This window comes from Streptomyces albireticuli (genome assembly GCF_002192455.1).
Classification (GTDB): Bacteria; Actinomycetota; Actinomycetes; order Streptomycetales; family Streptomycetaceae; genus Streptomyces; species Streptomyces albireticuli_B.
Genome location: NZ_CP021744.1, coordinates 3759606 through 3785011 on the forward strand (window position 1 = coordinate 3759606; position 25406 = coordinate 3785011).

The following is a 25406-nucleotide window of genomic DNA, read 5'->3' on the forward strand; positions in this document are numbered from 1 at the left end:
GGGGAGTTCGAGGACCGGGGCCCGGGGCGGAGCCCCGCACGCGGCGGAGCCGCACATCGGATGCGGCGGGAAGGGGCGGGTGGGGAAAGGCCCGGCGCAGCCGCACCCACCCGCGATTCCGCACCCACCCGCACCGGCACCCCCGCCGCACCCCAGCCGCACCCCAGCCCCCCGACGGCTCCCCCAACCCCTCCCACCTGCCCCTTTACACCCCACCGGCAAGCTCTTGAGGGTTCCTTTACCCGGAAAGGGATGATTTCGTTTGCCTTCAGCAACCAATAACTGCTTCTATGGTTGCCTCAAGCAACCGAAAGGGGTGGCGCGTGGCCGCGCAGGAGCAGTACGAGGAGCTCGCCCGGCAGCTGAGTGCCGTCGCGGCCGTCCGGCGCGATCTGGGCCGGCTGCTCCCCCCTGACTGCTCGCCCGCGTCCGCCGTCGTGCTCGCGCTGGTCCAGAAGCACGGCGAGCTGCGGATGAGCCGGCTCGCCGAACTGATGGCCGTCGACATGTCGGTGACCAGCCGTCATGTCACCTACGCGACCGAGCACGGCTGGCTCGAACGGCACCCCGACCCGGCCGACCGGCGCTCCCGTCTGCTCAGTCTGAGCCCGGACGGCGAGGCGCTGCTGCGGGAGGTGTCCGCGCGCTACACCGAGGCGCTGGCCACCTGCCTCCAGGACTGGTCGGACGACGACATCGGCGCCCTCACCGGCCTCCTGGCGCGGCTGCGGACGAGCTTCGGCGACTGCCGGGCCCGGCCGCCCCAGCACCAGCCGGTGCCCGCGGCGGAGGCCGCGGTGGCGGGCTGACCCCCCTTTCCCCCCTTCGTTCCCGAACCCACCTCCCCTACCAGGAGATCAGGAGTAAGAAACTCAATGGCTAAGACCACACCCGCCGGTGTGGGGGCCGTCCACGACAAGCACGGAGGCCCCGCCGGCTCCGACGCCCCCATGACGCATCGGCAGATCATGGAGGCGCTGTCCGGGCTGCTGCTCGGCATGTTCGTGGCGATCCTGTCCTCGACGATCGTCTCCAACGCCCTGCCGGAGATCATCTCCGACCTCCACGGCAGCCAGTCCTCCTACACCTGGGTCGTCACGGCCTCGCTGCTGGCGATGACCGCGTCCACCCCGCTCTGGGGCAAGCTCTCCGACCTGTTCAGCAAGAAGCTGCTGGTCCAGATAGCCCTGATCGTCTACGTCGCCGGCTCCGTGGTGGCCGGTCTCTCGCAGAACACCGGCACGCTGATCGCCTGCCGGGTGGTCCAGGGCATCGGCGTCGGCGGCCTGTCGGCGCTGGCGCAGATCATCATGGCGGCGATGATCTCCCCCCGGGAGCGCGGGCGTTACAGCGGCTACCTCGGCGCGACCTTCGCGGTCGCGACCGTCGGCGGCCCGCTGCTCGGCGGTGTCATCACCGACACCGACTGGCTCGGCTGGCGCTGGTGCTTCTACGTGGGCGTGCCGTTCGCGGTGATCGCGCTGATCGTGCTCCAGAAGACGCTGAAGCTCCCGGTCGTGAAGCGGGACGTCAAGGTCGACTGGCTGGGCGCGTTCTTCATCACCGCCTCGGTGACGCTGCTGCTGATCTGGGTGACGCTGGCCGGCAAGAACTACGACTGGCTGTCCTGGCAGACCTACGTCATGGTGGCCGGCTCGGTCGTGCTCGGCGCGGTCTTCGTCTACGTCGAGTCCAAGGCGTCCGAACCGATCATCCCGCTGCGGCTGTTCCGCAACACGACGATCACCCTGGCCTCGGCCGCGAGTCTCTTCGTCGGCATCGCGATGTTCAGCGGCACGGTCTTCTTCTCGCAGTACTTCCAGCTCGCCCGCGACAAGTCGCCGACGATGTCCGGCGTGATGACGATCCCGATGATCGGCGGCCTGTTCCTGTCGTCGACGATCTCCGGCCTGATCATCACCAAGACCGGCCGCTGGAAGTCCTGGCTGGTCTCGGGCGGTGTGCTGCTCACCGCGGGCCTCGGTCTACTGGGCACGATGCGCTACGACACCCCGTACTGGCACCTGGCGATCTACATGGCGCTGGTGGGTCTCGGTATGGGCATGATGATGCAGAACCTGGTGCTCGCCACGCAGAACCAGGTGTCCCCCAAGGACCTGGGCGCGGCCAGCTCCGTCGTCGTCTTCTTCCGCTCCCTGGGCGGCGCGGTGGGTGTCTCGGCGCTCGGCGCGGTGCTCGGCCACCGGGTGACGGACTACGTCAAGGACGGCATCACCGCCCTCGGCCCGAAGGCCGCGGAGGCCGCCGCCAAGGGCGGTTCGGGCGGCGGGATCCCCAAGCTCGACGCGATGCCGGCCCCGATCCGGACGGTCTTCGAGAGCAGCTGGGGCCACGCCGTCGGTGACGTCTTCCTCTACGCGTCCCCGTGCGCGCTGCTGGCCTTCGTCATCACGCTCTTCATCAAGGAGGTCAAGCTGTCGGCGCAGGCCGGTGGCACGACGTCCGCCTCCACCACGGCCCCGGCACCGACCGAGGCGACTCCCGCCCGGCAGGGCGGCTGACAGACCCCGTCGTCCGGTCGCGCGCCTCGAGCGGAGCGCGCGGGCGGACGGCGGCCCCCGGGAACCGAACGGCAAAGGGTGTTCCCGGGAACCGGCCCCGGTGAGGGTGCGCAGAAGCAGGCAGGGGACGGCCGGCGCGCACCGCACCGGGGCCTCACGCGTCCCCGGCCGCCGTGGGCTCCGCCCGGTCCCGGAGGGCCTCCATCCCGGCGATCACCGTCTCCAGGGCGATGTCGAAGGTCTGCTTCCGCATCGTGCTGACGGCGTCGTCGCCACCGTCACGGAGCAGCTCGCCCGCGTTCCCGTAGTTCTCGGTGAACTCGGGCCGGTCCGCGACCAGCTCCGTGACCTGCCGGAAGTACTCGTCCATGGAGACGCCGGAGGCCCGGGAGCGCTCCTCGTGGAGCGCCTCGATGGTGCAGAAGCCGTAGATGAACTGGAAGAGGGCGGCGAGCGACCCCGCCCGCTTCTCCGGGGCGACCCCGCTGCGCGCCATCACGGCGAGGGTGGACTCGGCGAACGTCATCGAGCGCGGGCCGATGTTGAGGTACCGGCCCAGCAGCTGGCTCGCCCAGGGGTGCGCGAGCAGCAGGTCCCGGTACTCCGTGGCGAGCCCGCGGAGCTGGTCGCGCCAGTCGGCGCCCTCGTCGGCGAGGTCCGGGGTGGAGAGCTCCGCGCAGATCTCGTCGAGCGCGAGCTCCAGGAGGTCGTCCTTGGTGTCGACGTACCAGTAGACCGACATGGCGGTCACCCCGAGATCGGCGGCCAGCCGCCGCATCGAGAACTTCGCGAGCCCCTCGGCGTCGAGCAGCCGCACCGTGGCCGCGACGATGCGCTCCCGGTCGAGCGCGGTCCCGTCGCCGCCCTCCGCCTTGCGCTTGGGAGCCGCGGTCCCGGCCCCGGCCAGCCACACACTGGGACGCGGCCGCCCCGCCCGACTCCCACCCGGCATGCGCGTTCTCCCTCTCACCGTCGACACATGCCTGAATGCTAGGCCGTGCGCCCCGTTTGCCCTTAATCACCGTTCCGCTACGCCGGACGGTCTGCTTTCGGCCCGGTTCCGGGCGACGACTCAGCCCGTCCGGGGGCACCTCCCAGCGGTAGCTGGGGGAGTTCGAGGACCGGGGTCCGGGGCGGAGCCCCGCACGCGGCGGAGCCGCACATCGGATGCGGCGGGAAGGGGCGGGGCTGGGGAAAAAGGCCCGCGCAGCCGCACCCACCCGCGATTCCGCACCCGCACCCGCACCCGCACTCAACCCCGTACAACCTTCCGCTCCGCCCGCCACAACAGCACCGCGGCAAGCACACCCCCCACCAGCACCGCCCCCGCCCCCACCAGCTGACTCGACTGCACGCCGGAGGCGAACGCGTCCGCGACCGCCGACCGGTCCGCGTCCGTCCGCGCCAGCGAGAGCGCCTCCGGCAGGGACCCCGCGCCCACCGCCGCCGCGGGCAGCAGCGCCGCGAAGCGGGAGTTGAGGACGGCGCCGAGCACCGCGACGCCCAGGCCGTTGCCGGACTCCTGGAGCGTGCCGTTCACGCCCGCGCCCACGCCCGCCTTCTCCGGCGGGATGGCCGACATGATCGCGGTGGCCATGGCGGGCATCGAGAGCGCGATGCCGGAGCCCATGAGCACCAGGCCGAGCAGCATCCCGCCGTAGCCGTCCGCGCCCAGCACCGCGACGGCCGCGAGCCCGGCGGCCAGCAGCGTCATGCCGCCCGCGATCGAGACGGGCGTGCCCACCTTCGGCAGCAGCCGGGCGCCGACACCCGTGAGGTTGAGCAGGACGATCATCAGCGCCAGCGGCGACATCCGCAGCCCGGTCTCCAGCGGGTCGTAGCCGAGGACGAGCTGGAGGTGCTGGGCGAGCAGGAAGAGCGAGCCGCCCATGCCGAAGGCCACCAGGACGGAGCCGGAGACCGCGCCCACGAAGCGGCTGTCGCGGAAGAAGTGCATGTCCAGCATCGGGTGCGGGATCCGCTGCTCCCACAGCGCGAAGGCGGCGAGGACCAGCACGCCCACCCCGGCCGAGAAGAGCACCCGGGCGGACGTCCACCCGTGCTCGGGCCCGGAGATGATCGCGAACGTCACGCCCGTCATGCCGACGGTGGACAGCAGGGCGCCGAGCAGGTCCGGGCGGTCACCGCTGGGGTTCTTCGACTCCGGTACGAGCCGGGCCACGGCGAGCAGACCGAGCGCGGCCACCGGCAGGTTGACCAGGAAGATCGCGCCCCACCAGAAGTGGTTGAGCAGCGTGCCGCCGACGAGCGGGCCCGCGGCGAAGCCCAGGGAGCTCACCGCGCCCCACAGACCGATGGCCTTGGCGCGCTCGTCCGCGTCGAACACCTGCATGATCACGGCGAGCGTGGTGGTCATCAGCAGCGCGCCGCCGACGCCCATGCCCGCGCGGGCGGCGATCAGCTGCCCGGTGCTCTCCGAGAGCCCCGCGGCGAGCGAGCCGATGCCGAACAGCGCGAGGCCGGTCATCAGCATCTTCTTGCGCCCGTAGCGGTCGGCGGCGTTGCCGGCGGTGAGCAGCAGGCCCGCCTGGACCAGCGAATAGGCGTTGAGCATCCACTGCACGTCGGAGGTGGACGCCCGCAGGTCGGCCGTGAGGGAGGGGATCGCGACGTTCAGCACCGTGTTGTCGAGCAGCACGGTGAGCTGGGCGAGGCAGATCACTCCGAGGATCACCCAGCGGGTGGGATTGCGCCGCGGCGGGATCTCCGCCGTGGCGTCGGGTGTGTCCGCGGTCGTCGCGGTCATGGAAAGCCCCCTTGTACGGTGTAGAGGTGAAGCGCTGTACACCGTACAAGGTTCCCTCTACGCCGTACAAGCGTTTTATCCGGCGGGCCTGATGAGGTAGCCGGCGCCGCGCCGGGTGTGGATCATCGGCTCGCGCCCGGCGTCGATCTTCCGCCGCAGATAGGAGATGTAGAGCTCGACGACGTTGGCCCGGCCGCCGAAGTCGTAGGACCAGACGCGGTCGAGGATCTGGGACTTGCTCAGCACCCGGCGCGGGTTGCGCATCAGGAAGCGCAGCAGCTCGAACTCGGTGGCGGTCAGCCGGATCTCCGCACCGCCGCGGGAGACCTCGCGGCCGTCCTCGTCCAGCACCAGGTCACCGACGGTCAGGACGGAGCCCTCGCGCGGCGTGGCGGCGCGCGAGCGGCGCAGCAGCCCGCGCAGCCGGGCGACGACCTCCTCCAGGCCGAACGGCTTGGCGACGTGGTCGTCGCCGCCCGCGGTGAGCCCGGCGACGCGGCCGGGACCCGCGTCCCCGGCCGTGAGGAAGAGGACCGGCACGCCGGGGTGGTCGCGGCGCAGCCGGCCGAGGACGGTCAGCCCGTCCATGTCGGGCGGCGCCACGTCCAGGACGACGGCGTCCGGCCGGAAGTCCCGGGCGGCGCGGACCGCGCCCTCGCCGTCGGCCGCCGTCCGCACGTCCCAGCCCTCGTAGCGCAGGGCCAGGCACAGCAGCTCGGCGAGCGGCGCCTCGTCGTCGACGACCAGGACGCGCACGGCGCGCTCGCCGCCGTGCGGCAGGTCCCGGTGCGGCAGGTCGCCGTGCGTCGGATGGTCGCGCGACAGGCGGTCGCGCGGCGGTGCGGTGCGGGCGGTGGCGGTCATGGTCACGAGCGTGGGGGCGGCGGGTGAGAGCCGCCTTTCGCGTACCTGTGATTCGCCTGAGAATCCCCCGGGCCGGGCGCCGGAAATCCGTGGACCAAGATCGGAATAACCGGAATCAACCTCCGGTTGACGCTCGCATGGCACTCACCACAGACCTCGGCACGATCGGCATCTGGAGCACGGCATTCCGGTCGGACGAACCCGACCTGCCCGGCGAAGCCCGCGAAGCGGCGGCCGAATTGGAGGAACTCGGCTACGGCACGCTCTGGATCGGCGGCAGCCCCCGTCTCGACCAGGCCGCCCGGCTGCTGGAGGCGACCCGGCGGGTGACCGTCGGCACCAGCATCGCCAGCATCTGGAACGAGGAGGCGGCCGAGGTCGCCGCCGGGTACGCGGCGCTCACCCCGGAGCGGCGGGAGCGGCTGGTCCTCGGGCTCGGGGCCAGCCACGGCCACCTGGCCAAGGACTACGCGCGCCCGTACTCCGCGATGAAGGACTACCTGACGGCCCTGGACGAGGCACCCGTGCCGCTGCCGGCCGGGCGGCGCATGCTGGCCGCGCTCGGCCCGAAGATGGTCCGGCTCGCCGGCGAGCGGGCGGCCGGGGCACTGCCGTACCTGGTCAACGCCGAGCACACCGCGCGGGCCCGCGAGCTCCTCGGCGAGGGCCCCGTGCTGGCCCCGGAGCTGAAGGTCGTCCTCGACGCCGACCTGTCCCGCGCCCGCGAGACGGCGCGCGAGTACCTGTCCTTCTATCTGCCGATGCCCAACTACGCCAACAACCTCCTGCGGCTCGGCTTCACCGAGGAGGACTTCGCGGGCAACGGCAGCGACCGGCTGCTCGACGAGGTCTTCGCCCTCGGTGACGCGGAGGCGATAGCGGGCCGGGTGAAGGAGTTCCTGGCGGCCGGCGCCGACCACGTCGCCGTCCAGGTCGTGGTGCCCGGGGTGCTGACGAAGCGCGCCGCCCTGCCCCGCGCCGAATGGCGGGCGCTCGCGGAGGCGCTGCCCCTCGGTGGCTGACCGGGGGAACGCCGAAGGCCCGGTACGTGAGTACCGGGCCTTCGGTCTTAGTAGCGGGGACAGGATTTGAACCTGCGACCTCTGGGTTATGAGCCCAGCGAGCTACCGAGCTGCTCCACCCCGCGACGGTCGAGTAACCATACCCCAGAATCTGGGATCCGGTTCCTCGGCTGTGCGCTCGGCAGGATTCGAACCTGCAACCTCTTGATCCGTAGTCAAGTGCTCTATCCGTTAAGCTACGAGCGCTCGGCTTCCCGGCGGTTTTTCTTGCCGGTCGACGTTGCGTGGACAACATTACATGAACTCCGCCGTGACGCGAAATCCATTCCCCCCACCCGCTCCGACCTGCGAAAACAGGCTCTGGAGGCCCTCCGGAGAAGATCGCCGAGGGGGGTGCGGGGCGGGCCGGGGACACCCGGCGGAACGCGGGCGCGACCGGACGGACACCCGGCCGCAACCGGAGCCGGAAAAGCGCCCGGCCCGGACCGCACCCCGGCCGTCCGTGCGAAAAGCCCCGGGGTCCATGCGAAAAGCCCCGGCCGTCACGAGGACGGCCGGGGCTTCCGGCACCTGCGGAGGCGGAGGGATTTGAACCCTCGATGGGATTTAAGTCCCAAACCGCATTAGCAGTGCGGCGCCATAGACCGGACTAGGCGACGCCTCCAGCATTCACCCGCGCATGCGCGAGTGGTGCGTGCAGATGATGACACAGCCTTGCGGCCCGCCACCAATCGATCCCTACGGTACCGGGCTTTCACCCGTGGGGGCAAAGACGTTTGCCGACGCGCAACGCGTTGCCGCCCGGCGCGTTAGACGGGTGAAGGGTCCGCTCCGGCCCCTTCGGTCCCGCCACAGCTCTGGAGCCCCACAGATGTCCGTGTCCCGTCTCCCCCGCCACGCCCGTCTCCCGCGTCCCGCCCGGTTCGCCCTCGCCGCGCTCGCCCTGGCCCCCGCGCTGCTCGCCGCCCCCGCCGCCGCGAGCGCCCTGCCGCTGCCGCTGCCCGGCACCGAGCACGGCGACCACCTCGTCGTCACGGTCACCGACAGCGGCTCCTGGAGCGGCACGCACCACCTCTACTGCCACCCCGACGGCGGTACGTACCGCAACGCCAAGGAGGCGTGCGCGCAGCTCGACCGCCAGACGCACTGGGGCAGGGACCTTTTCGCGGCCGTCCCCAAGGACAGCGTCTGCACGATGATCTACGGCGGGCCGCAGCGGGCGCGGGTCACCGGAACGTGGGTCGGCCGGCGGGTGAACGCCGAGTTCAACCGGAAGAACGGCTGCGAGATCGAGCGCTGGAACCGCTTCTCCGGCCTCCTCGAAGGCCCGAAGAGCACCACCAAGAGCTGACACAAGAGGCATGTCCGGCCTGCGGCAGGACGCCCCGGAGCGGCCCCTCGACGCGCCTCGCCGCACGCGTCGTCCGCCGTCGCCCCCGCCTCCACAGCCCTTAGACTTCCCTCCAGTGACACGCCGAAAGGCGGCGGGGAAGAGTGCCGCCGCCGCCCGGCGCGGTCGGCAAGGTGCGGTAACCAGGGAGGAAGCGTCGTCGTGAGCAGCAGGCCATCCCGAGGCGCTGCTCGCCTCGCAGCCATACTCGACGCCCTCCCCGACGCCCTGTTGCTCGTCAATTGCAACGGCACCGTCGTCAACGCCAACCACATAGCGCTGGAGACCTTCGAGGTGCCCGGCACCGGGCTCGTCGGCCGTGGACTGCTCTCGCTGCTCCCGGACTTCGACTCGCGGCGCATCCCCGGCTCGATGCGCCTCCCGGACAACGCGGACAATCGCACCAAGCCGACCAGGATGGTCGCCCGGCGCACCGACGGCTCGCAGTTCCCCGTCGAGGTCACCAGCGCCAATCTGGAGGACGGCCGCACCCCTTACGCCGACCACCAGCCGTACACGGGCGACGAGCTGCTGATGCTGGTCGTCCGCGACCTCACCGGCACCCTCGACACCGAGGCCGAACTCGCCCGTCAGCAGCGCCAGACGGAGATGATCCTGCGCGCGGCGGCGGAGGGCGTGGTCGGCGTCGACACCGACGGCAAGGTCGTCCTCGTCAACCCCTCGGCCGCACAGATCCTCGGCTACCGCGCGAGCGACCTCGGCGGCAAGGAGCTGCACCCGCTCATTCATCACTCGCGCCCGGACGGCACGCCGTTCCCCTTCGACGAATCGCCCATCGCGGACACGCTGCGCTCGGGGCGCAAGCACCGGGTGCGCGGGCAGGTGCTGTGGGCGAAGGACGGGCGCGCGGTGCCCGTCGACCTGACGACCGCGCCCGTGCGCGACGGTGACCAGCTGGTCGGCGCGGTGATGACGTTCACCGACCGCCGGGCCCACGACGCGCTGGCGGCCCGCCACGCCCAGCTGCTGGCCGTCCTGGAGAGCTCGCTGCGCGGGCCGCTGGAACAACTGCGCGCCGAGCTCGGCACGCTGGCCGCCGACCCGGCGGGACAGCTGTGGCCCGAGGCGAACCAGATCCTGCATCACCTCTCCGCCGGCTACGCGCGGATGACCACGCTTGTCGACAATGTCCTGGCATATCAGCAGTTGGACGCGGGCGAGGCGAAGCTCGCGAGGGAGAGCGTCTCCCTCGACGAGGTCGTGGCGGCGGGCGTCGAGGGCGCGGTCGAGCTGATCGGCCCCGGCCGGGCGCAGTTCGCGGTGCACGCGCCGCCGATCGAGGCGGAGGTCGACCCGGAGCGGTTCGCGCAGGCGCTGGCGCACCTGATCGCGGACGTCGCGGGCGTCGACGCGACGGGCAGCGCGCCGGCGGGTGCCGCGGCGCCCGCCGGGGACCGGACGATCGTGGTGGCGGCGGCGCAGCGCGGCGAGGTCGTGCGCGTCGAGGTCCGGGGCCCGTACGCGGGCGGCGACCCGGTGCACGCGCCGATCGTGCGCGGCATCGTGCGCGGCCACGGCGGGGTGCTCCAGACGCACGACCTGCCGGGGGCGGCGGGCGGGCACGCCTACGTCCTGGAGGTGCCGGTGTCGGCGAAGGCCGGCCCGGTGTCCGCGTCCGCCACGGCGGAGCGCTCGGCGACGGACACGATGAACGCGACGACGGTCATGCCGGTGCCGTCGCAGCGGGCGCGCGGCACGGAGAGCGCCGCGGCTCCCGGTGGCGGGGACGCCGCCGGGAAGGGCAGCGGCGGTGACGGCGGTGACGGGCCCGCCGGCGGTGGCAGCGGCGACGGCGGTACGAGCGGTGGAGGCACCGCCGGGGGTGGCCGGCGGGCCAAGCGCGGCGCGGCCGGCGAGGCCGTGCCGGTCGCTCCGGCGGCCCCGGCTTCCCCGGCGGAGGCGGCCGGGCGGCCGCAGTCCCCGTCTCCCTCTCAGCAGCAGTCCCCGCCGCAGCCCCAGCCGACGGGGCGCCGGCGGGCGCGGCCGCGTACGGACGAGGAGCGGCCCGCGGACGTGAGCGGCCTCGTGCCGCCGCAGGGCACGGCCGCGCCGACGGGCCGCCGGGCCCGCCGTGACCAGCCCCGCGACCAGGTCGCGGAGGCCCCGCGCGCCGCGTTCGCGCTGCCTCCGGCGGAGGCCGACCGCACGCCCGGGTCCGTCCCGCCCGGGGAGTCCGTCCCGGCGGCGGCACCTTCCGGGCGACGCGCCCGCCGCTCCCTGGCGGAAGCGGAGCGTCCCATTCCGGGCCAGGCGAGTGCGGAACCGGCCGCTCCCCGGGCGGTGTTCGCCCTTCCCCCGGCAGCCGCCGACCGCACCCCCGGCTCCGACGCCCCGAGCGCGACGGCCCTCCCGTCCACCGAGGCACCGGGCCCGGACGCCCCGGCGCCGAAGCCCGCCCCCGGGGCGCGGGCGGGCGACGCGCTCGCGGCCCGGGTGAGCCAGGGCGCGGCGGCGCCCTACGGCGGGGTGCCCCCGCAGAACCGGCCGGAGCGGCCGGGCGGCGAGGCGGCACCGGGCCCGTACGGCACGGAGCCCTCGGGTACGGGCCCGGACGGAGCGCAGGGCGGCGCGGGCCAGGGGCCGTACGCCGTCGGCGCCGCGGACCGTCCCGGTGCGGGTGGCGTCCCACCCCGTCCGGGCCAGGTGCCGCAGGGTCCGTTCGGCACGGACCACCCGGGCGCCGGCCCTGACGGCGCGCCGACCGGCGCGGGCCAGGGACCGTACCCCGCCGGCACCCCGGAACGCCCTGGTGGAGGCCCTGCCGCGCCCCGCGCGGGCCAGGGGCCGTACGCCACCGGGTCCGCGAGCCACCCCGGTGACGGCGCCACTCCGCCCCGCCCCGGCCAGGCACCCCAGGGCCCGTTCGGCACGGACCACCCGGGCACCGGCCCGAACGGCTCCGCGCCGCAGGCGGGCCCGGACGCGTACCCCGCGAACCACCCCGGGGCGGGCCCCGACGCGCCCCGCCCCGGCCGAGGAACGCCCGGTCCGTACGGCGCGGAGAACCCCGACGTGGACCCGAACGGCCCCACGTCACAGACGGGCCCGAGCGCGTACCCCGCCGACCCCGATGGCAGCCCCGCCGCGCCCCGGCCGGGCCAGGGCCCGTTCGGCACCGGCGTCCCCGGCGCCCGCCCGAACGGCCCCGCGCCGCAGGCGGGCCCGGACGCCTATGCCGCCGACCCCGCGAACCACCCCGGTGGCGGCACCACTCCGCCCCGCCCCGGCCAGGCACCCCAGGGCCCGTACAGCGCGGACGCCCCGGCGGCCGGTCCCTTCGGTGCCGAGGCCATGGGCGCCGGGCCGAACGGGCCCGTGCCGCCCGCGGGCCGCGTCCCGGGTGCCGCGGGACCTGGTCCGTTCGGCGCCGAGGGCCCGGCGGGCGACATGCCCGGGCGGCCGGGCACCGTGCCGCACCCGGGGCTCGGCGGGCCCGTCCCCCGGCCCGCCGACGGCGACGGGCCCGCGACCGGTCCCGTTCCGCAGCCCGGCGCCGCGCCCGCCCCGAACCTTCCGGGACGGCCTGGCGCCGCTCCCGGAGCGGGCCCGTTCGGCCCCGACGCCGCCGCTCCGGGTACCGTCCCGCACCCGGGACTCGGCGGACCCGTCCCGCAGCCCACCGCCGCACCCGCCGACGGAACCGGACCCGTACCGGCGGACGCGGCGGCGCGGCCCGAGGGCGGCGTGCAGGTGCCCCGGCCCGCACCCGGCGTGCCCTTCGCACCCCCGTACCCGCAGCAGGCCCCCGAGGGCCGGGCGGGCGGCGGCCCCGCTGGTCAGGACGGCCCCGGGCCGCACCCGCAGGGCGCGGACGCGTCCGGGGAGGCCCCCGGCCGTGCCGGGGCGCTCCCGGGAGCCCCGGCCCCCTTCGGCACGCCGCATCCGCAGGAGGCCGACGGCCCCGGCCGGAGCGAGCGGCCGGAGACCACGCCGGGCGCGGACGCGCCGCCGCAGGCCGACGCGCCGACCGGCCGCCGCCGGGCCCGCCGCGCGCTCGCCGAGGAGCCGGGCGCGGCACCGCAGGCCGACAAGGCCCGACAGATCAGCGTCCGTACGCTCGGGCAGGGCCCCGGCGCCGGGGACACCCCGCCCGGCGGGACCCCCGTCGGCTCGGGACGCCGCCGCAAGCTGGGCAACCCCGCCGAGGGCGAGCGCGAGGCGCGCACCACGCAGCCGAGCGCGGCCCGGCCGCAGCCGCTCGGGGGCCCGGAGGGGCGCGCGTTCGCCATAGGCGCGCCGGACGAGGGCTCCGAGGGGCCCGAGCCGCTCGACGGGCCCAACGGCGCGGTGGAGGTCATGAACGCCCCCCGTCCGCCGATGGACGACGAGCTGCCGCCGGAGCCGCTGGACAACCCGCGCCGGCTGCTGGTCTGGCCGGCGCCGGACGACTCCACGCGGCAGGCCCTCACCGAGCGCGGCTACCGCCCGGTGATCGTGCACTCGCGCGAAGAGGTCGACGCGCAGATAGCGGCGTACCCGGCCGCGCTCTTCGTCGACCCGCTGACCGGCCCGATCACCCGCACGGCGCTCCAGTCACTGCGCCAGGCGGCGGTCGCGGCGGAGGTCCCGGTGCTGGTGACGGCCGGTCTGGGCCAGGCGGCGCGCGAGGCGGCGTACGGGGCCGACCCGGCCGTCCTCCTCAAGGCGCTGGCGCCGCGCGACAGCGAGATGCACCCGCCCCGGGTGCTGCTGATCGAGGAGCACGAGCCGATCGCGCTCGCGCTGACGGCGACGCTGGAGCGGCGCGGGATGCAGGTGGCGCGCGCGGCGACGGACGCGGAGGCGGTCACGCTCGCGGCGCAGCTGCGGCCGAACCTCGTGGTCATGGACCTGATGCAGGTGCGGCGGCGCCGCGCGGGCATCGTCGACTGGCTGCGAGGCAACGGTCTGCTGGCCCGTACGCCGCTGGTGGTCTACACGTCGCCGGAAGCCGATCCGGCGCAGCTGGCGTTGCTGGCGGCGGGGGAGACGGTGCTGTTCCTGGCGGAGCGCTCGACGAGCACGGAGGTGCAGGGGCGGATCGTGGATCTGTTGTCGAAGATCGGTACGGGCTGATCGGCGGGGGTGGGTGCGGGGGGGTTGCCGCTGCGCGGGGCCTTGTCCCCTACCCGCCCCTTCCCGTAACCGGGGGCAAGCCCCCGGGCCCCCGGTTCCGGGCGACAACTCAGCCCGTCTGGGGGCACCTCCCAGCGGTAGCTGGGGGAGTTTGAGGACCGGGGTCCGGGGCGGAGCCCCGGTTCGGGAAGGGGCGGGGTGGGGAAAAGGCCCGCGCAGCGGCAACCGTCAGGCCCGCCCGCCCTCGTCCCGCCCCGTCAGCCGCCGCGCCGCCGTCCGCACGGACTCCCGCAGGCGGGCCTCGTCCGCCTCCGTCTCCCCCACCAGGAGCCGCCGGAACTGCGGTACGGCCGACGGCCAGCCCGCGAGTGCGCTGATCATGAAGACCAGGTCCTGCGGCGGGAGGATCCGCTCCACCGTGCCCTTCTCCTGGGCGGCGGCGAAGGCTCCCGCCTTCGCCTCGTAGCTCGCCCGGCGCTCGGCCTCGTGGGGGATCTCGGCCGTGCCGTACTCCAGGCCCTCCCAGAGGAGCAGGCGCAGGAGTTCCGGGTGGACGCGGTGGTACTCCATGAGGCGGTCGACGTAGCCGTCCGGGTCGTCCGCGTCGACCGGGTTCGCGCTGGCGAGGTCGAGCAGGGCCCGCTGGAGGACCTGGGAGAACAGTTCGGCCTTGTCGCCGAAGTAGGCGTAGATGAGCTGCTTGTTGGCCTTGGCCTCGCGCGCGATGCGGTCGATGCGCGCGCCGGCGATGCCGTGGGCCGCGAATTCGGCGGTGGCCGCCGCGAAGATGCGCGCCTTGGTGGCCTCGGGGTCCCTGACTACTGCCATGCACACAGGGTAACCAACTATTCGGTTGACAGCCCTGGGCGCGTGGCCGCAAAGTTATAACCAACCAGTTGGTTATAACTTCCAGCCAGCCTCCCGGGAGCGTCCACCACCCATGCCGACACCCATCCGCACCAGCTCAGGAACCGCCGGGGCGGCCGCCGGCACCGCCGCGCGCGGAGGCGCCGGGACCCCGGGCACCGGTGGCCGGCGGACCGGTCCGCGCAACGGCGTCCTGCTGTCCGTCATCGCCCTGTGCACCGCCGTCACCGCCGCGAACATCTACCTCGCGGCGCCGCTCCTCGGACTGATCGCCGAGGACTTCGGCGTCGCGCCCTCCGCCGTCGGCTGGGTGGCGTCGGTGGCCCAGCTCGGCTACGCCCTCGGCCTGCTGGCCTTCGCCCCGCTCGGTGACACCGCGAACCGGCGCCGCCTCGTCGGCGTCCTGTCCGGCCTCGCGGGCCTGGCGCTCGTCGCCGCCGCGCTCGCGCCCGGCCTGCCCGCGCTGGCCGCCGCCGTGCTGGTGGCCTGCGCCGCCACGGTCGTCCCGCAGTTGCTCGTCCCGCTCGTCGCCGAGCGGGCCCCGGCGGAGCGCCGCGCCCGGCACGTGGCGGCGGTGGTGGCCGGCCTGTTCACCGGCATCGTCGCGGCGCGCGTGCTCGGCGGGATCGCCGGCCAGGCGTACGGCTGGCGGGCCGTCTTCTACGGCGCGGCGGTCCTGACCGTCGGCATCGGCCTGCTGACCGCCGCCCTGCTCCCGGCGGAGACCCGCCCGCCCCGCCGGGCCCGCCCCCTCAAGGCCGTCGCGGGACTGCCGGGCCTGATGAGGGCGTCGGCGGAGCTACGGGCGGCGTGCCTGCGCCAGGCAGGCCTGTTCGGCGCCTGGAGCGCCCTGTGGACCACGCTGGCCCTGCTGCTGACAGCTGATGAACCGTTTCACCTGTCCACCGCGACCGCCGGTCTCTTCGGCCTGTTCGGCCTCGTCTCCAGCGCCGTCGCCCCGGTCTCCGGCACCCTCATCGACCGCTTCGGCCCGCGCCGCGTCGTGACGTCCGGCTACGCCCTCGCGGCGCTGTCCCTGCCGCTCTTCTGGCTCGGCGGCCACCGGCTCTGGGCGCTCTACGCCGCCGCCGTACTGATCCACGCCGGGTTGATGGCCGGTCAGGTCGCCAACCAGACGCGGGCGCTGGGCGCGACGGCGAAGCCGGCCTCGGCGAACACGGCGTACGTGGTGACGGGGTTCCTGGGCGGGGCGTCGGCGTCGGCGCTGGCGGGGCCGGCGTTCGCGTGGTGGGGCTGGAACGGGGTGTGCGGTATCGCGTGTGTGTGGATGGTGGCGGGGTGGGTCGGTGGGGCGGCGCGGCGGGGCGGGGGCGCGTAGCGGGTGGGGGTGCGGGGTGCGGGTGCGGGGTGCGCCTGCGGCGGGCCTTTCCCCACCCCGCCCCTTCCCGATACCGGGGCTCCGCCCCGGACCCCGGTCCTCAAGCGCCGGACGGGCTGAAAATCAGCCCGTCCGGCGCTTGAGGACACCCCGCGCGTCAGCGCGGAACCGGGGGTCTGGGGGCGAAGCCCCCAGTTACGGGAAGGGGCGGGGCTGGGGAAAAGCCCCGCGCAGCGGCAACCCGCACCCCCCTCACCCCCACCCCGCCACCCCCACCCGCGGCGCCACGAACCCCTCCGGCACCCGCCCCCCGTCGAACCGCGGCTCACACCCCCGCGGCGGCACGTACACCGCGTCCAGCACCAGCGTCCCGAGCACCGCCGTCCGGGCCGGCTCCTGGGACCACAGGCGGGTCGGGTCGTGGAGTACAGGCGCGTCGTCCGGGCAGGGCAGTTGGGCCGTGAGGCGGAAGCGGGCGGGGAGGCGGTGGGGGAGGTCCGCCGTGAGGTAGTCCGCCGGGCGGGCGAGCGCCGCGTCCGGTGTGAGCGCGGGCAGCGGGCGCTCCGGCTGCCAGCTCAGCCGGGCCCAGCGGGTCCGGCCGGCGGCGTCGACCAGGCCGAAGGTGTGGACGGCGTGGTACGCCACGCCGGTGAAGCTCTCGGCCGGCCGGGCCGTCTCCGCCAGGGCCGTCGCCGTGGCCGCCTCCGGGTGGCGCTCCAGGAACGCGGCGACGGCCGCCGGGTCGGGCGAGCGGACGGCCCGCAGGTATTCGAGCATGTCCGCGCCGGTGCGGACGAAGAACACCGGCAGCGTGCCGGCCAGCAGGTCCATCTCGCCGCCGTCGCCCGCGTGGAAGCGCACCGCGAGGCCCTGCTCGCCGGGCGCGCCGTCGTGGCCGTCCCGCCCGCCGAGCATGCTGGAGAAGCGTGCGACGACGGGGACCTCGGCGCCGGTCAGCAGCGCGGCCGTGCCGAGCGCGGCGGCCTCGGGCGACGGGTCGAAGCGGCCGGTGACCCAGACGCCTCGGGTGTGCGGGAGGCGGTCGCGGGAAGCGGCGCCGACGACCCCTGCGGGAGCTGAGGGTGGTGCGGGGGAGGGCTGCATGGTGCCGACGTTACGAGCCCGGCGGCGGAAGTGAATCGGTCACCGTATCGGTGTCGCGGCGAATGGCCGGAACGGGCCTCACCGGATTCCGGGAGGACGGAACGGGCCGCGCGCCGCCCGCCGCCCGGCACCGCCCGGCCCCGCCGCCCGGCCCCTGACGCCGCACCAACAACAAACGGAACTTTCCATTCCATCAAGGGATTTGGTGACACACACCATGGCTTTCCCTGACGGAGATCTGAAATACCCCCTTATAGGATCTCCAACAAATGACGCTGTACGGACGGCACCACGAAAAAGCGGAGCTCGACCGCGTTCTGGACGGAGCGCGTGAGGGCACGGGGGCGGGACTGGTGCTCTGGGGCGACCCCGGCATCGGCAAGACCGCGCTGCTGGAGGACACCGCCCTCACCGCCGCGGACTTCACCGTTCTCTGCTGCCGGGGCACACGCATGGAGTCCGGCCTCGCGTTCGCCGCGCTGCACGAGCTGCTGTGGCCGGTCGTGGACCGCATCGGCACACTGCCCGCCGCGCAGGCCGCCGCGCTGCGCGGCGCGCTCGGGCACCACCGCGACCCCGCCGACCGCTTCCTGATCGGCGCCGCCGTCCTCACCCTGCTGTCCGAACTCGCGAGCGAACAGCCCGTGTTGCTGGCCGTCGACGACGCCCAGTGGCTGGACGAGCCGACCGTCGACTGTCTCTGTTTCGTCGCCCGCCGGCTGCGCACCGAGCCGGTCGCCCTGCTGCTGGCCACCCACGCCGACCCGGCCCGCGGCCCCTGGGACCCGCTGCCGTCGCTGGAGGTCACGGGCCTTCCCGACGCCGACGCGCGGCTGCTCGCCGCGGCCGCCTGGCCCGACGCCGACGAGCTCACCCTGGCCCGTACGGTCCGCGTGGCGGGCGGCAACCCGCTGGCCCTCCAGGAACTGCCGGGCACACCGGCTCTCACGGGGCCGACGGACCTGGGCGCGCCCGCCCTCGCGGGAACGGCCGCGGTGACCGCGCGGAACGCCGCCACGGCGATCGCCACCGCAACGATCACCGCCGCCGCACCGCCCGCCTCTCCCACCGGCACAAGCGCACCCGCCGTTCCCGCCCCCGGCACCCCGTTCCCGGTCGGCCCCCGCCTGCGCCGCGCCTTCACCGCCCGTATCGACGCGCTCTCCCCCACCGCCCGCACCCTGCTCCTGCTCATCGCCACCGAGGAACGCGGCGAGCAGTGGGTGCTGCGCGAGGCCGCCGCGCGGCTCGGCGCCGGCGACGACGCCTGGGAGGAGGTGCGTCTGTCGGGGCTGCTGGACGCGCGCGGGGGCCGGCTGCGCGTGCGCCACCCGCTCCTCCGGGCCGTGGTCTACGAGGACGCGCCGTCTCCCGGGCGGCGGGCCGCGCACCGGGCCCTCGCCCGGGTGCTGGCCGGCACCGACGCCGAGGAGCTGCGCGCCTGGCACCTGGCCGCCGCCTGCGAAGGGCCCGACGAGACGGTGGCCGCGCTGCTGACCGCCGCGGCCGAACGGGCGTGGGAGCGCGGGGGCTGCGCGACCGCCGAACGGATCCTGCGGCGCGCCGCGGAGCTCTCCCCCGAGCCCGCCGCGGCGTCCGTGCGCCTCGCGCGCGGGGCGCGCGCGGCGTGGGAGGCGGGGCGGGCGGACACGGCGCGGGAGCTGCTGGACCGGGCCGCGCGCCTGGCCTCGGACGAGGAGGCCGCCGAACCGAGCGGCGGGCTGCGGGGGCTGATCGAGTTCGCCCACGGCAACCAGGAGACCGCCCACCGCCACCTGCTGCGCGACGTCCCGGCCCTCTCCCGGCCGGACAAGGCGGCGGAGCTGGCCGGCGTGGCCGTACGGGCCGGCTGGTCGGCCGGTTCGCCCGCTCTCCAGGCGGCGGCGCTGCGGGTGCTCACCGGACTGCCGGACGTACCGCCGGTGCTGCCGGAGTGGTGGCGCGAGGAGGGCCCGGCGCCCGCGCTGACCGACGAGGCCGTCGCCCGGCTCGGGGCGGGCTCGTGGCGGCTGATGCCGCCCGCGACGCTCGCGGTCGCGTGGGGTGCCGAGGAGGCGCTGGCGGAGGCCCTGGAACGGAAGGTCGCCGAGCTGCGGCGCACGGACGCGGCGACCGCGCTCGTGCTGACCGTGCCGCAGACCGCGACGCTCGACCTCGTGCGCGGGCGGTGGGCCGACGCCACCGCGAACGCCACGGAGACGCTGCGGCTGGCCGAGGAGATCGGCGCCGACCACGCCGCGTCGCAGTGCCGGAACGTCCTGGCCTGGCTGGCCGCGGCGCGCGGCGACGAGGCGGCGACCGGGGAGCTGAGCGCGCGGGCGCTGGAGATGTCGGTGCCGCGCGGGGTGCGGGCGCTGACCGCGGCCGCGTACTGGAGCCGGGGGCAGCTGGCGCTGCACGCCGGCCGCGCCGAGGAGGCGTCCGGCCTGCTGGAACGGCTGACCGAGCCCGGCCACGAGGCCGCGCACGGCACGTTCGCGCTGCTCTCGGCGGCGGACGCGGCCGAGGCGGCGGTCCGGGCCGGGCGGCCGGAGGCGGCGCTGCCGCACGCGCGGCGGCTGCGGGAGTGGGCGGACCGTACGGGCACGGCGTGGGCGGCGGCGGCCGCGCACCGCTGCGCCGCCCTGCTGGCCGGGGACCCGGCGGAGGCCGAGGCCCGCTTCCGGGCCGCGCTGGCCGTGCCTGGTGCGGCGGCCCGGCCCTTCGACCACGCCCGTACGCGGCTGCTGTACGGGGAGTGGCTGCGGCGCGTCCGGCGCCGTACGGACGCCCGGGAGCAGCTGGCGGAGGCGGCGGAGACGTTCCGCCGGCTGGGCGCGGCTCCCCTGCTGGCCCGCGCCCGGACCGAGCGGGAACTCACCGGCCGGCAGCCGCGCCGCCCCGGGGACGCGGGCGTGAGCCTCACCCCGCAGGAGCGCCGGGTGGCCCGGCTGGCGGCGGAGGGCCTGACCAACCGCGAGATCGCGGCACGGCTGCTGATCAGCCCGCGGACGGTGGGACACCATCTGTCGAACGTCTTCCCGAAGCTCGGCGTCACCTCGCGGGCGGAGCTGTCCCACGTCGACTTCGAGGACGGCGTGCGGCTGACGCCGTGACGGCGTGCCCGTCCCACCGCGTCCGTCCCACCGCGTCCGGCGACGGGCCCCGCCGCACGGGCCCGTGCGGCCGCCGCCGTCACGAACCGGACGCCCTCCCCGGAGCGACGGCCCGACGCACCGCTGTCCCAGCACCCCGTCGCACGGGCGGGCGCGGCCGCCGTCATGACGGTCCGGCGGGGCAGAGGCTCACCCCGACGCCTCCGGCAAGCTCGTCATCACCCGACCGCAACCGGTCCGGCCGGCCCGGCTTGTGGCGGTGGGCCGGTCGGTCGCGGGCCGGGTCGGACGGTCGCGGTCGGCTCGGTCGGTCGCGGGCCGAGTCGGACGGTCGCGGCCGGATCGGACGGTCGCCGGCCGGTCAGCACCCGCCGCCGGACGCCGACCCCGGCCCGTACCGCCTCACCCGGCCCCGAGGGCACCGCGAGAGGCGCGGGCACCGCCTACCCCAGCACCGAAACCTCCAGCTCACCCTCCGCGTACAGCTTCCGCAACGCCCGCTTGTCGAACTTGCCCACCGACGTCTTCGGCACCTGCGGGACGCTCACCCAGCGCTCCGGCAGCTGCCACCGTGCCACCCGCTCGCCGAGGAACGCCCGCAGCCCCGCGTAGTCCACCGTCGAGCCGTCCCGCAGGACGACCGCCGCCAGCGGCCGCTCGCCCCACTTGTCGTCGGGTACGGCGATCACCGCCGCCTCCGCGATCTCCGGGTGGTCCATCAGGTGGTTCTCCAGCTCGACCGAGGAGATCCACTCGCCGCCGGATTTGATGACGTCCTTCGCCCGGTCCGTCAGGGTCAGGAAGCCGTTCGGCTTCATGGTGCCGACGTCGCCGGTGCGCAGCCAGCCGTCCTCGGTGAACTTGTCCTCGGGCAGGATGGGTTCCTGGCCGGCGCCGCCGTAGTAGGCGCCCGCGATCCACGGGCCGCGGATCTCCAGCTCGCCCGCCGACTCGCCGTCCCAGGGCAGGTGGTCGCCGCCCGGCCCGGCGAGCCGGAGCTCGACGGAGGCGGGGATGCGGCCCTGGCTGAGGCGGTACTCCCACTCCTCCTCGCCGGTCACGCCGAGGGGCGGGTACGCGATCGTGCCCAGCGGGGACGTCTCGGTCATGCCCCAGGCGTGGACGATGCGCACGCCGTGCCGCTCCTCGAAGCCGCGCATCAGGGCGCGCGGGCAGGCCGAGCCGCCGCTGACGACGGTCTTCAGCGAGGTCATGTCCCGCGGGCGGGCGTCGAGCTCGGCGAGCAGCCCCGCCCAGATGGTGGGCACACCGGCGCTGACCGTCGGCCGCTCGGTCTCGATCATCTCCGCGAGCGGGGCGGGCTGGAGGAAGCGGTCGGGCATCAGCAGCGACGCGCCCGCCATGAACGCCGCGTGCGGCATCCCCCACGCGTTCACGTGAAACATGGGGACAACCGGAAGGGCCAGGTCCGCCGGGGTGAGCGCGAAGGACGCGGCGGCGTTGACCTCCATGGCGTGGAGGTAGATCGAACGGTGGCTGTAGAGCACGCCCTTGGGCTCGCCCGTGGTCCCGGAGGTGTAGCAGAGGGCGGCGGCCTGGCGCTCGTCCAGCTCCGGCCAGTCGAAGCCCTCGGTCGGGCGGCCGGCGAGCAGTTCCTCGTAGTCGTGCACCTGGGGACGACAGCCCTCCAGCGCGGACCGGTCGCCGGGCCCGGAGACGACGAGGTGCTCGATGGAGGGGAGGTGCGGCAGCAGCGGGGCGACGAGGGGCAGCAGCGAGCCGCTGACGAGCACGACGCGGTCGGCGGCGTGGCCGACGATCCAGGCGAGCTGCTCGGCGGGGAGCCGCAGGTTGAGCGTGTGCAGGACGGCGCCCATGGAGGGGATCGCGAGGTACGCCTCCAGATGGTCGCTGTTGTTCCACATCAGCGTTCCCACCCGCTCGTCGCCGACGACGCCGAGCTCGTCGCGGAGCGCGTGGGCCAGCTGTACGGACCGGGCCCCGACCTCGCGGAACGTCCGCCGCAGCGGCTCGCCGTCGCCGGTCCAGGTGGTCACGACCGCGTCCCCGTGCACGCGCGCGCCGTGCGCGAGAATGCGGGTAACGGTCAGCGGTACGTCCTGCATCGTGCTCAGCACCGAAGGGCCTCCCATATCTGCGCGCCGCGTTGCGCGAGGTAGTTCCCTGAGATTCTGCTTTCGTTCCCCTCGGTAAGTCACTACTCTGCGGCGACGTTCTCCGGCCGGGGAGGCCAAGGCACGGGCCCCGGGCCGGACGAGGCGGGCGCGGTGCCGAAGGGCCGTGCGGGCGACTGCCGTTCGGCGCACACCGGCGCGACTTCTTCTCCTCCGGTTTTTTCCCGGCCACCGGTCACATTCCCTCGTCGCGCTCCGTCAGTGCTGTGGAAGCGACACGAAGCACGAAGGGAACACGACGATGGCAGCACGTACGATCAGCACCCCGGTTCCGGCGCGGCCGCGGATGGCCCAGGACCCGGCGGCGCTCGTCCCCGAGGTGGCGGAGGTGTCGGCGGCCCTGTTCAAGGCCACCGGCAACCGCTCCGTGCCGCGGACCACGATCAGCCTGGTCCAGCTGCGCGCCGGCCAGATCGTCGGCAGCACCTATCTGACCGTCCTGCACACGGGTTTCCTGCGGAAGGCCGGGGAGTCCGAGGAGCGGATCACCTCGGTGGCGTCCTGGCAGGACTCGCCGTACTTCACCGGCCCCGAGCGGGCCGCGCTGGCGCTGGTGGAAGCGGTGCTCCAGCCGTCCGCGCACGGCGAGCGGGTGTCGGACGAGCTGTACGCCGAGGTGTCCGGGCACTACGACGACAAGGCGCTCGCCACCCTGACCCTCGCCATCGGGCAGGTCAACTTCTTCATCCCCATAGCCCTGGTCGCCAAGCCGGTCCCGGGGCGGTCGTTCACCGACCCGTGGGAGTAAGGCCGGCGGCGGGCCGGGACGGACTCCGGGAAGGGCTCCGGGAAGGGCTTACGCCGCCCGGCTGACACCGGCCGCGCGGGGCGTGACGCGCGGAGCCGGCCCGCGTTGGCCAGGCGCGGCCGCCCGACGGCCGCCGCCGACGCGCACCCGCCTCCCCCGGAGCCCGCTGTGACGAAGCCCCGCCTCCGCGCTCTCGCCCTCGCACTCGCCGTGACCTCACTGGCCGCTTCGGCCGCGTTCGCCCCGCAGGCCGCCGGCGCGGCGCGGGCGCCCGCCGGGACGCCGGTCACCCTCTGCCTGACCGACGCGTCCGCGGCGGCCCTGAGCGCCGCCCGGATCGGGCTGGAGGCCGTACCGCCGTCCACCCTGGTCACCGAGAACGGGCACGCCTGTGTGCGCACGACCGTGGAGACCGGGCGGATCAATCCCGGCTCCTCCTCCGGTACGGGCGCGGCCGGCGAGGGCGGCTTCGCCTTCCGCCGGGGTCAGCGGCGGGCGGCGTTCGAGAATCTGGCGGCCTCGGTCATGTCGGACAAGATCATGATCACCTCGGCCGTCCACCGCGGCCGGCGGATCGACGTCCTCGCCTCGCCCACGGCACGGCTGAAGCTGTATCTGACCAAGGTGAGCGCCGAGGACATCCCCATGAACCTCACCCCGGCCGGCGCGGAGGCCCTCGCCGCCGCGTTCACCACCGGCCCCCTGCCCGCGGGCGGCCGGCTCTTCACGGGCAGCACCGGCTTCGACGTCCTGGAGCAGACCACCGGCCTGCTGGGCGGCCTGGGGCAGCGGCTGGGGCTCGGCTGACGCCCGCCCCCGGAGCGGCGCCTAGGCCGCCCGCGAGAGCTCCGGGTCCTCCCGGAGCTTGCCGAGCGCCCGCGACACCGCGCTCTTCACCGTGCCCACCGAGACCCCGAGGAGCTCCGCCGTCTGCACCTCGGTGAGGTCCTCGTAATACCTGAGGACGACCATCGCCCGCTGCCGCACCGGCAGCCGCAGTACGGCGCGCCACATCGCGTCGCGCAGGGCCTGGGCCTCCGCCGGGTCCGGGGCGGCCATGGCCTCGCGCTCGGGGAGCTCGTCGTAGGGGAACTCCTCGACCTTGCGCTTGCGCCACTGCGAAGTACGCGTGTTCACCAGGGCCCGGCGGACGTAGCCGTCCAGGGCACGGTGGTCCTCTATGCGCTCCCACGCGAGATACGTCTTGGTCAGCGCCGTCTGAAGCAGGTCCTCGGCGTCGCACGGGTTCGCGGTCAGAGAGCGGGCGGTGCGCTGGAGCACCGGTCCGCGTGCCCGTACGTAGGAGGAGAACGACGGGTACACGGCGGTGGATGCGCTGGTGCACACAGACGTCGTGGTAGCTGTCATGCCTTAACGCTAGAAGCGCACCCGTACGCCGCGGATCGCCCGCAGGTGCCGAAGGGCGGTCCCCCTCAGGTCGTACTGGTGGGGCCACCCCCACCTCCTGGAGGGGGAGGGTGCTCAGGGACCGCCTCGGGGTGCGGAAGGCGGAGGGACGCCCACCGGCCCCGACCGGTGGGCGTCCGCTCCGCCCTCGCACCCCGAGGCGGAGACCGCGGGCGGGCGGGCTCAGTCGATGATCGCCACCGGGGCGTCCACGAGATTGCGGTCGATGGTGATCCGCCGGCCCCCGTGGGTCTCGGTGACGTTGCCCCGGTACTGGTGGATCCGGCGGTGCGGCGTCCACGCCGAGCGGGAGAGCACCGGCTCGCCCGAGGTCGAGGCGGGGACCTGCCAGCGGGCGAACCACATCAGGTCGGGCAGCCCGCCCGTCCCGTTCCGGCGCGCCCGCTCCATGTGCCGGACGCCGGAGTCGGCGCTGCTGTAGAAGCCGGCCAGATAGCCGCGGCTGCGCACGGTGGAGCTCCAGCCGCGGACGAAGGACAGGGTCGTACGGGCGCAGGAGGAGTTGTACTGGTCGTAGGCCTCCATGTCGAGGTAGAGCGGGCTGCGACGGGCGATGCCGAGCGCCCCGGCCCGGTCGGCGGCCTCGTGGCCCTCCTCCTGGCCCTGGCCGTAGGGGTCGTAGCTGCTGATGGAGAAGCCCCGCTTGTGCCCGGCCTTGACGCACGGCGACTGCGAGCCGACGAAGATCGGCAGCATCCGCCAGCCGAGGTCGTCGGCGTCGGCCAGCCAGGAGGCGCTGAGGTACGTCTGGCGCGGGCAGGCGCGGGCCCGGCCGGCGAAGTAGACGCCGACGGCCCGGTAGTCGGAGGCCCGCCACGCCCGCATCGCGGACAGCGACGGGGCCTGGCAGGTGTCGAAGCCCCAGCCCCTGAAGACTTCTGCCCCCTCGGACCTGGGATCGCCCCTGTCGTCCGCCGTGGCGGGCTGGGCGCCGCTGACCAGTTGCGCCACGGCGACCGTCAGAGCGACGAGAAATCCGATGATCTTCCTTAGGCGGTCCAGTCGGTCCATACGCCGAGTGATAGGCG

17 protein-coding genes and 3 tRNA genes are annotated in these 25406 nt (G+C 74.9%); 9 read left to right on the plus strand and 11 right to left on the minus strand.

Annotation, left to right across the window (positions count from 1 at the left end; genetic code table 11):
- The first annotated feature begins 323 nt into the window (after window positions 1-323).
- Both SMD11_RS16095 and SMD11_RS16100 read left to right on the plus strand, forming a co-directional pair.
- Window positions 324-809: a MarR family winged helix-turn-helix transcriptional regulator gene (locus SMD11_RS16095; RefSeq protein WP_087927113.1), complete on the plus strand. Its 486-nt coding sequence runs from the start codon at window positions 324-326 to the stop codon at window positions 807-809.
- 66 nt (window positions 810-875) lie between these two features.
- Complete coding sequence (locus SMD11_RS16100; protein ID WP_087927114.1) at window positions 876-2522, plus strand: MDR family MFS transporter; 1647 nt, start codon at window positions 876-878, stop codon at window positions 2520-2522.
- Between the two features lie 154 nt (window positions 2523-2676).
- Here SMD11_RS16100 and SMD11_RS16105 read toward each other — a convergent pair whose 3' ends face one another.
- The 3 genes from SMD11_RS16105 to SMD11_RS16115 all read right to left on the minus strand — a co-directional run bounded on the left by SMD11_RS16105 (window position 2677) and on the right by SMD11_RS16115 (window position 6153).
- Window positions 2677-3474, minus strand: a complete 798-nt coding sequence (locus tag SMD11_RS16105; RefSeq protein ID WP_087927115.1) for a TetR/AcrR family transcriptional regulator — start codon at window positions 3472-3474, stop codon at window positions 2677-2679.
- A gap of 300 nt (window positions 3475-3774) precedes the next feature.
- Window positions 3775-5289 (minus strand): MFS transporter, encoded by a 1515-nt coding sequence (locus tag SMD11_RS16110; RefSeq protein WP_087927116.1) that lies wholly within the window; start codon window positions 5287-5289, stop codon window positions 3775-3777.
- Between the two features lie 75 nt (window positions 5290-5364).
- Window positions 5365-6153 carry a response regulator transcription factor gene (locus tag SMD11_RS16115; RefSeq protein WP_087930548.1) on the minus strand — a complete coding sequence of 263 codons (789 nt, stop codon included), beginning with the start codon at window positions 6151-6153 and terminating at the stop codon, window positions 5365-5367.
- Between the two features lie 137 nt (window positions 6154-6290).
- Between SMD11_RS16115 and SMD11_RS16120 the strand changes: the two genes are divergently transcribed.
- A complete protein-coding gene (locus SMD11_RS16120) occupies window positions 6291-7175 on the plus strand; it encodes a TIGR03620 family F420-dependent LLM class oxidoreductase (RefSeq protein WP_087927117.1) in 885 nt (294 codons plus the stop codon).
- Window positions 7176-7226: 51 nt separating this feature from the next.
- Here SMD11_RS16120 and SMD11_RS16125 read toward each other — a convergent pair.
- From SMD11_RS16125 to SMD11_RS16135, 3 genes are all read right to left on the minus strand, one after another.
- Window positions 7227-7300: transfer RNA gene (locus tag SMD11_RS16125), tRNA-Met, on the minus strand.
- A 48-nt stretch (window positions 7301-7348) separates the two neighbouring features.
- Window positions 7349-7421: transfer RNA gene (locus SMD11_RS16130), tRNA-Arg, on the minus strand.
- A 327-nt stretch (window positions 7422-7748) separates the two neighbouring features.
- Window positions 7749-7839, minus strand: a tRNA-Ser gene (locus SMD11_RS16135).
- A 207-nt stretch (window positions 7840-8046) separates the two neighbouring features.
- Here SMD11_RS16135 and SMD11_RS16140 point away from each other — a divergent pair.
- Both SMD11_RS16140 and SMD11_RS16145 read left to right on the plus strand, forming a co-directional pair.
- Window positions 8047-8526, plus strand: coding sequence for an SSI family serine proteinase inhibitor (locus tag SMD11_RS16140; protein WP_087927118.1), 480 nt, complete (start codon window positions 8047-8049; stop codon window positions 8524-8526).
- Between the two features lie 201 nt (window positions 8527-8727).
- Window positions 8728-13641, plus strand: coding sequence for a PAS domain-containing protein (locus SMD11_RS16145; RefSeq protein WP_087927119.1), 4914 nt, complete (start codon window positions 8728-8730; stop codon window positions 13639-13641).
- A gap of 228 nt (window positions 13642-13869) precedes the next feature.
- Here the strand turns inward: SMD11_RS16145 and SMD11_RS16150 are convergent, their stop codons facing one another.
- Complete coding sequence (locus SMD11_RS16150) at window positions 13870-14469, minus strand: TetR family transcriptional regulator (protein ID WP_087927120.1); 600 nt, start codon at window positions 14467-14469, stop codon at window positions 13870-13872.
- Window positions 14470-14581: 112 nt separating this feature from the next.
- Between SMD11_RS16150 and SMD11_RS16155 the strand changes: the two genes are divergently transcribed.
- Window positions 14582-15847, plus strand: a complete 1266-nt coding sequence (locus SMD11_RS16155; RefSeq protein ID WP_087927121.1) for an MFS transporter — start codon at window positions 14582-14584, stop codon at window positions 15845-15847.
- A gap of 252 nt (window positions 15848-16099) precedes the next feature.
- Here the strand turns inward: SMD11_RS16155 and SMD11_RS16160 are convergent, their stop codons facing one another.
- Window positions 16100-16951, minus strand: coding sequence for a catalase (locus tag SMD11_RS16160; protein WP_087927122.1), 852 nt, complete (start codon window positions 16949-16951; stop codon window positions 16100-16102).
- Between the two features lie 269 nt (window positions 16952-17220).
- Between SMD11_RS16160 and SMD11_RS16165 the strand changes: the two genes are divergently transcribed.
- The gene (locus SMD11_RS16165; protein WP_087927123.1) at window positions 17221-20046 is read left to right on the plus strand and encodes a helix-turn-helix transcriptional regulator; all 2826 of its coding nucleotides are present in this window, start codon (window positions 17221-17223) and stop codon (window positions 20044-20046) included.
- A 443-nt stretch (window positions 20047-20489) separates the two neighbouring features.
- Here the strand turns inward: SMD11_RS16165 and SMD11_RS16170 are convergent, their stop codons facing one another.
- Window positions 20490-22145 carry a long-chain fatty acid--CoA ligase gene (locus SMD11_RS16170; RefSeq protein WP_087930549.1) on the minus strand — a complete coding sequence of 552 codons (1656 nt, stop codon included), beginning with the start codon at window positions 22143-22145 and terminating at the stop codon, window positions 20490-20492.
- Between the two features lie 298 nt (window positions 22146-22443).
- Here SMD11_RS16170 and SMD11_RS16175 point away from each other — a divergent pair, with 298 nt between their 5' ends.
- Window positions 22444-22950 carry a carboxymuconolactone decarboxylase family protein gene (locus SMD11_RS16175; protein ID WP_087927124.1) on the plus strand — a complete coding sequence of 169 codons (507 nt, stop codon included), beginning with the start codon at window positions 22444-22446 and terminating at the stop codon, window positions 22948-22950.
- 168 nt (window positions 22951-23118) lie between these two features.
- Window positions 23119-23757 (plus strand): hypothetical protein, encoded by a 639-nt coding sequence (locus SMD11_RS16180; protein WP_087927125.1) that lies wholly within the window; start codon window positions 23119-23121, stop codon window positions 23755-23757.
- A gap of 21 nt (window positions 23758-23778) precedes the next feature.
- Here the strand turns inward: SMD11_RS16180 and SMD11_RS16185 are convergent, their stop codons facing one another.
- Both SMD11_RS16185 and SMD11_RS16190 read right to left on the minus strand, forming a co-directional pair.
- Complete coding sequence (locus SMD11_RS16185) at window positions 23779-24318, minus strand: SigE family RNA polymerase sigma factor (protein ID WP_087927126.1); 540 nt, start codon at window positions 24316-24318, stop codon at window positions 23779-23781.
- A 222-nt stretch (window positions 24319-24540) separates the two neighbouring features.
- Window positions 24541-25389 (minus strand): glycoside hydrolase domain-containing protein, encoded by an 849-nt coding sequence (locus tag SMD11_RS16190; protein WP_087927127.1) that lies wholly within the window; start codon window positions 25387-25389, stop codon window positions 24541-24543.
- Window positions 25390-25406 lie beyond the last annotated feature (17 nt).

What these genes read in the sequence shown, in the direction of transcription:
- SMD11_RS16100 (WP_087927114.1), top strand. Translation starts at nt 876, where the DNA reads ATGGCTAAGACCACACCCGCCGGTGTGGGGGCCGTCCACGACAAGCAC.
- SMD11_RS16105 (WP_087927115.1), bottom strand. Translation starts at nt 3,474, where the DNA reads ATGCCGGGTGGGAGTCGGGCGGGGCGGCCGCGTCCCAGTGTGTGGCTG.
- SMD11_RS16110 (WP_087927116.1), bottom strand. Translation starts at nt 5,289, where the DNA reads ATGACCGCGACGACCGCGGACACACCCGACGCCACGGCGGAGATCCCG.
- SMD11_RS16115 (WP_087930548.1), bottom strand. Translation starts at nt 6,153, where the DNA reads ATGACCGCCACCGCCCGCACCGCACCGCCGCGCGACCGCCTGTCGCGC.
- SMD11_RS16120 (WP_087927117.1), top strand. Translation starts at nt 6,291, where the DNA reads ATGGCACTCACCACAGACCTCGGCACGATCGGCATCTGGAGCACGGCA.
- SMD11_RS16140 (WP_087927118.1), top strand. Translation starts at nt 8,047, where the DNA reads ATGTCCGTGTCCCGTCTCCCCCGCCACGCCCGTCTCCCGCGTCCCGCC.
- SMD11_RS16150 (WP_087927120.1), bottom strand. Translation starts at nt 14,469, where the DNA reads ATGGCAGTAGTCAGGGACCCCGAGGCCACCAAGGCGCGCATCTTCGCG.
- SMD11_RS16155 (WP_087927121.1), top strand. Translation starts at nt 14,582, where the DNA reads ATGCCGACACCCATCCGCACCAGCTCAGGAACCGCCGGGGCGGCCGCC.
- SMD11_RS16160 (WP_087927122.1), bottom strand. Translation starts at nt 16,951, where the DNA reads ATGCAGCCCTCCCCCGCACCACCCTCAGCTCCCGCAGGGGTCGTCGGC.
- SMD11_RS16165 (WP_087927123.1), top strand. Translation starts at nt 17,221, where the DNA reads ATGACGCTGTACGGACGGCACCACGAAAAAGCGGAGCTCGACCGCGTT.
- SMD11_RS16175 (WP_087927124.1), top strand. Translation starts at nt 22,444, where the DNA reads ATGGCAGCACGTACGATCAGCACCCCGGTTCCGGCGCGGCCGCGGATG.
- SMD11_RS16185 (WP_087927126.1), bottom strand. Translation starts at nt 24,318, where the DNA reads ATGACAGCTACCACGACGTCTGTGTGCACCAGCGCATCCACCGCCGTG.
- SMD11_RS16190 (WP_087927127.1), bottom strand. Translation starts at nt 25,389, where the DNA reads ATGGACCGACTGGACCGCCTAAGGAAGATCATCGGATTTCTCGTCGCT.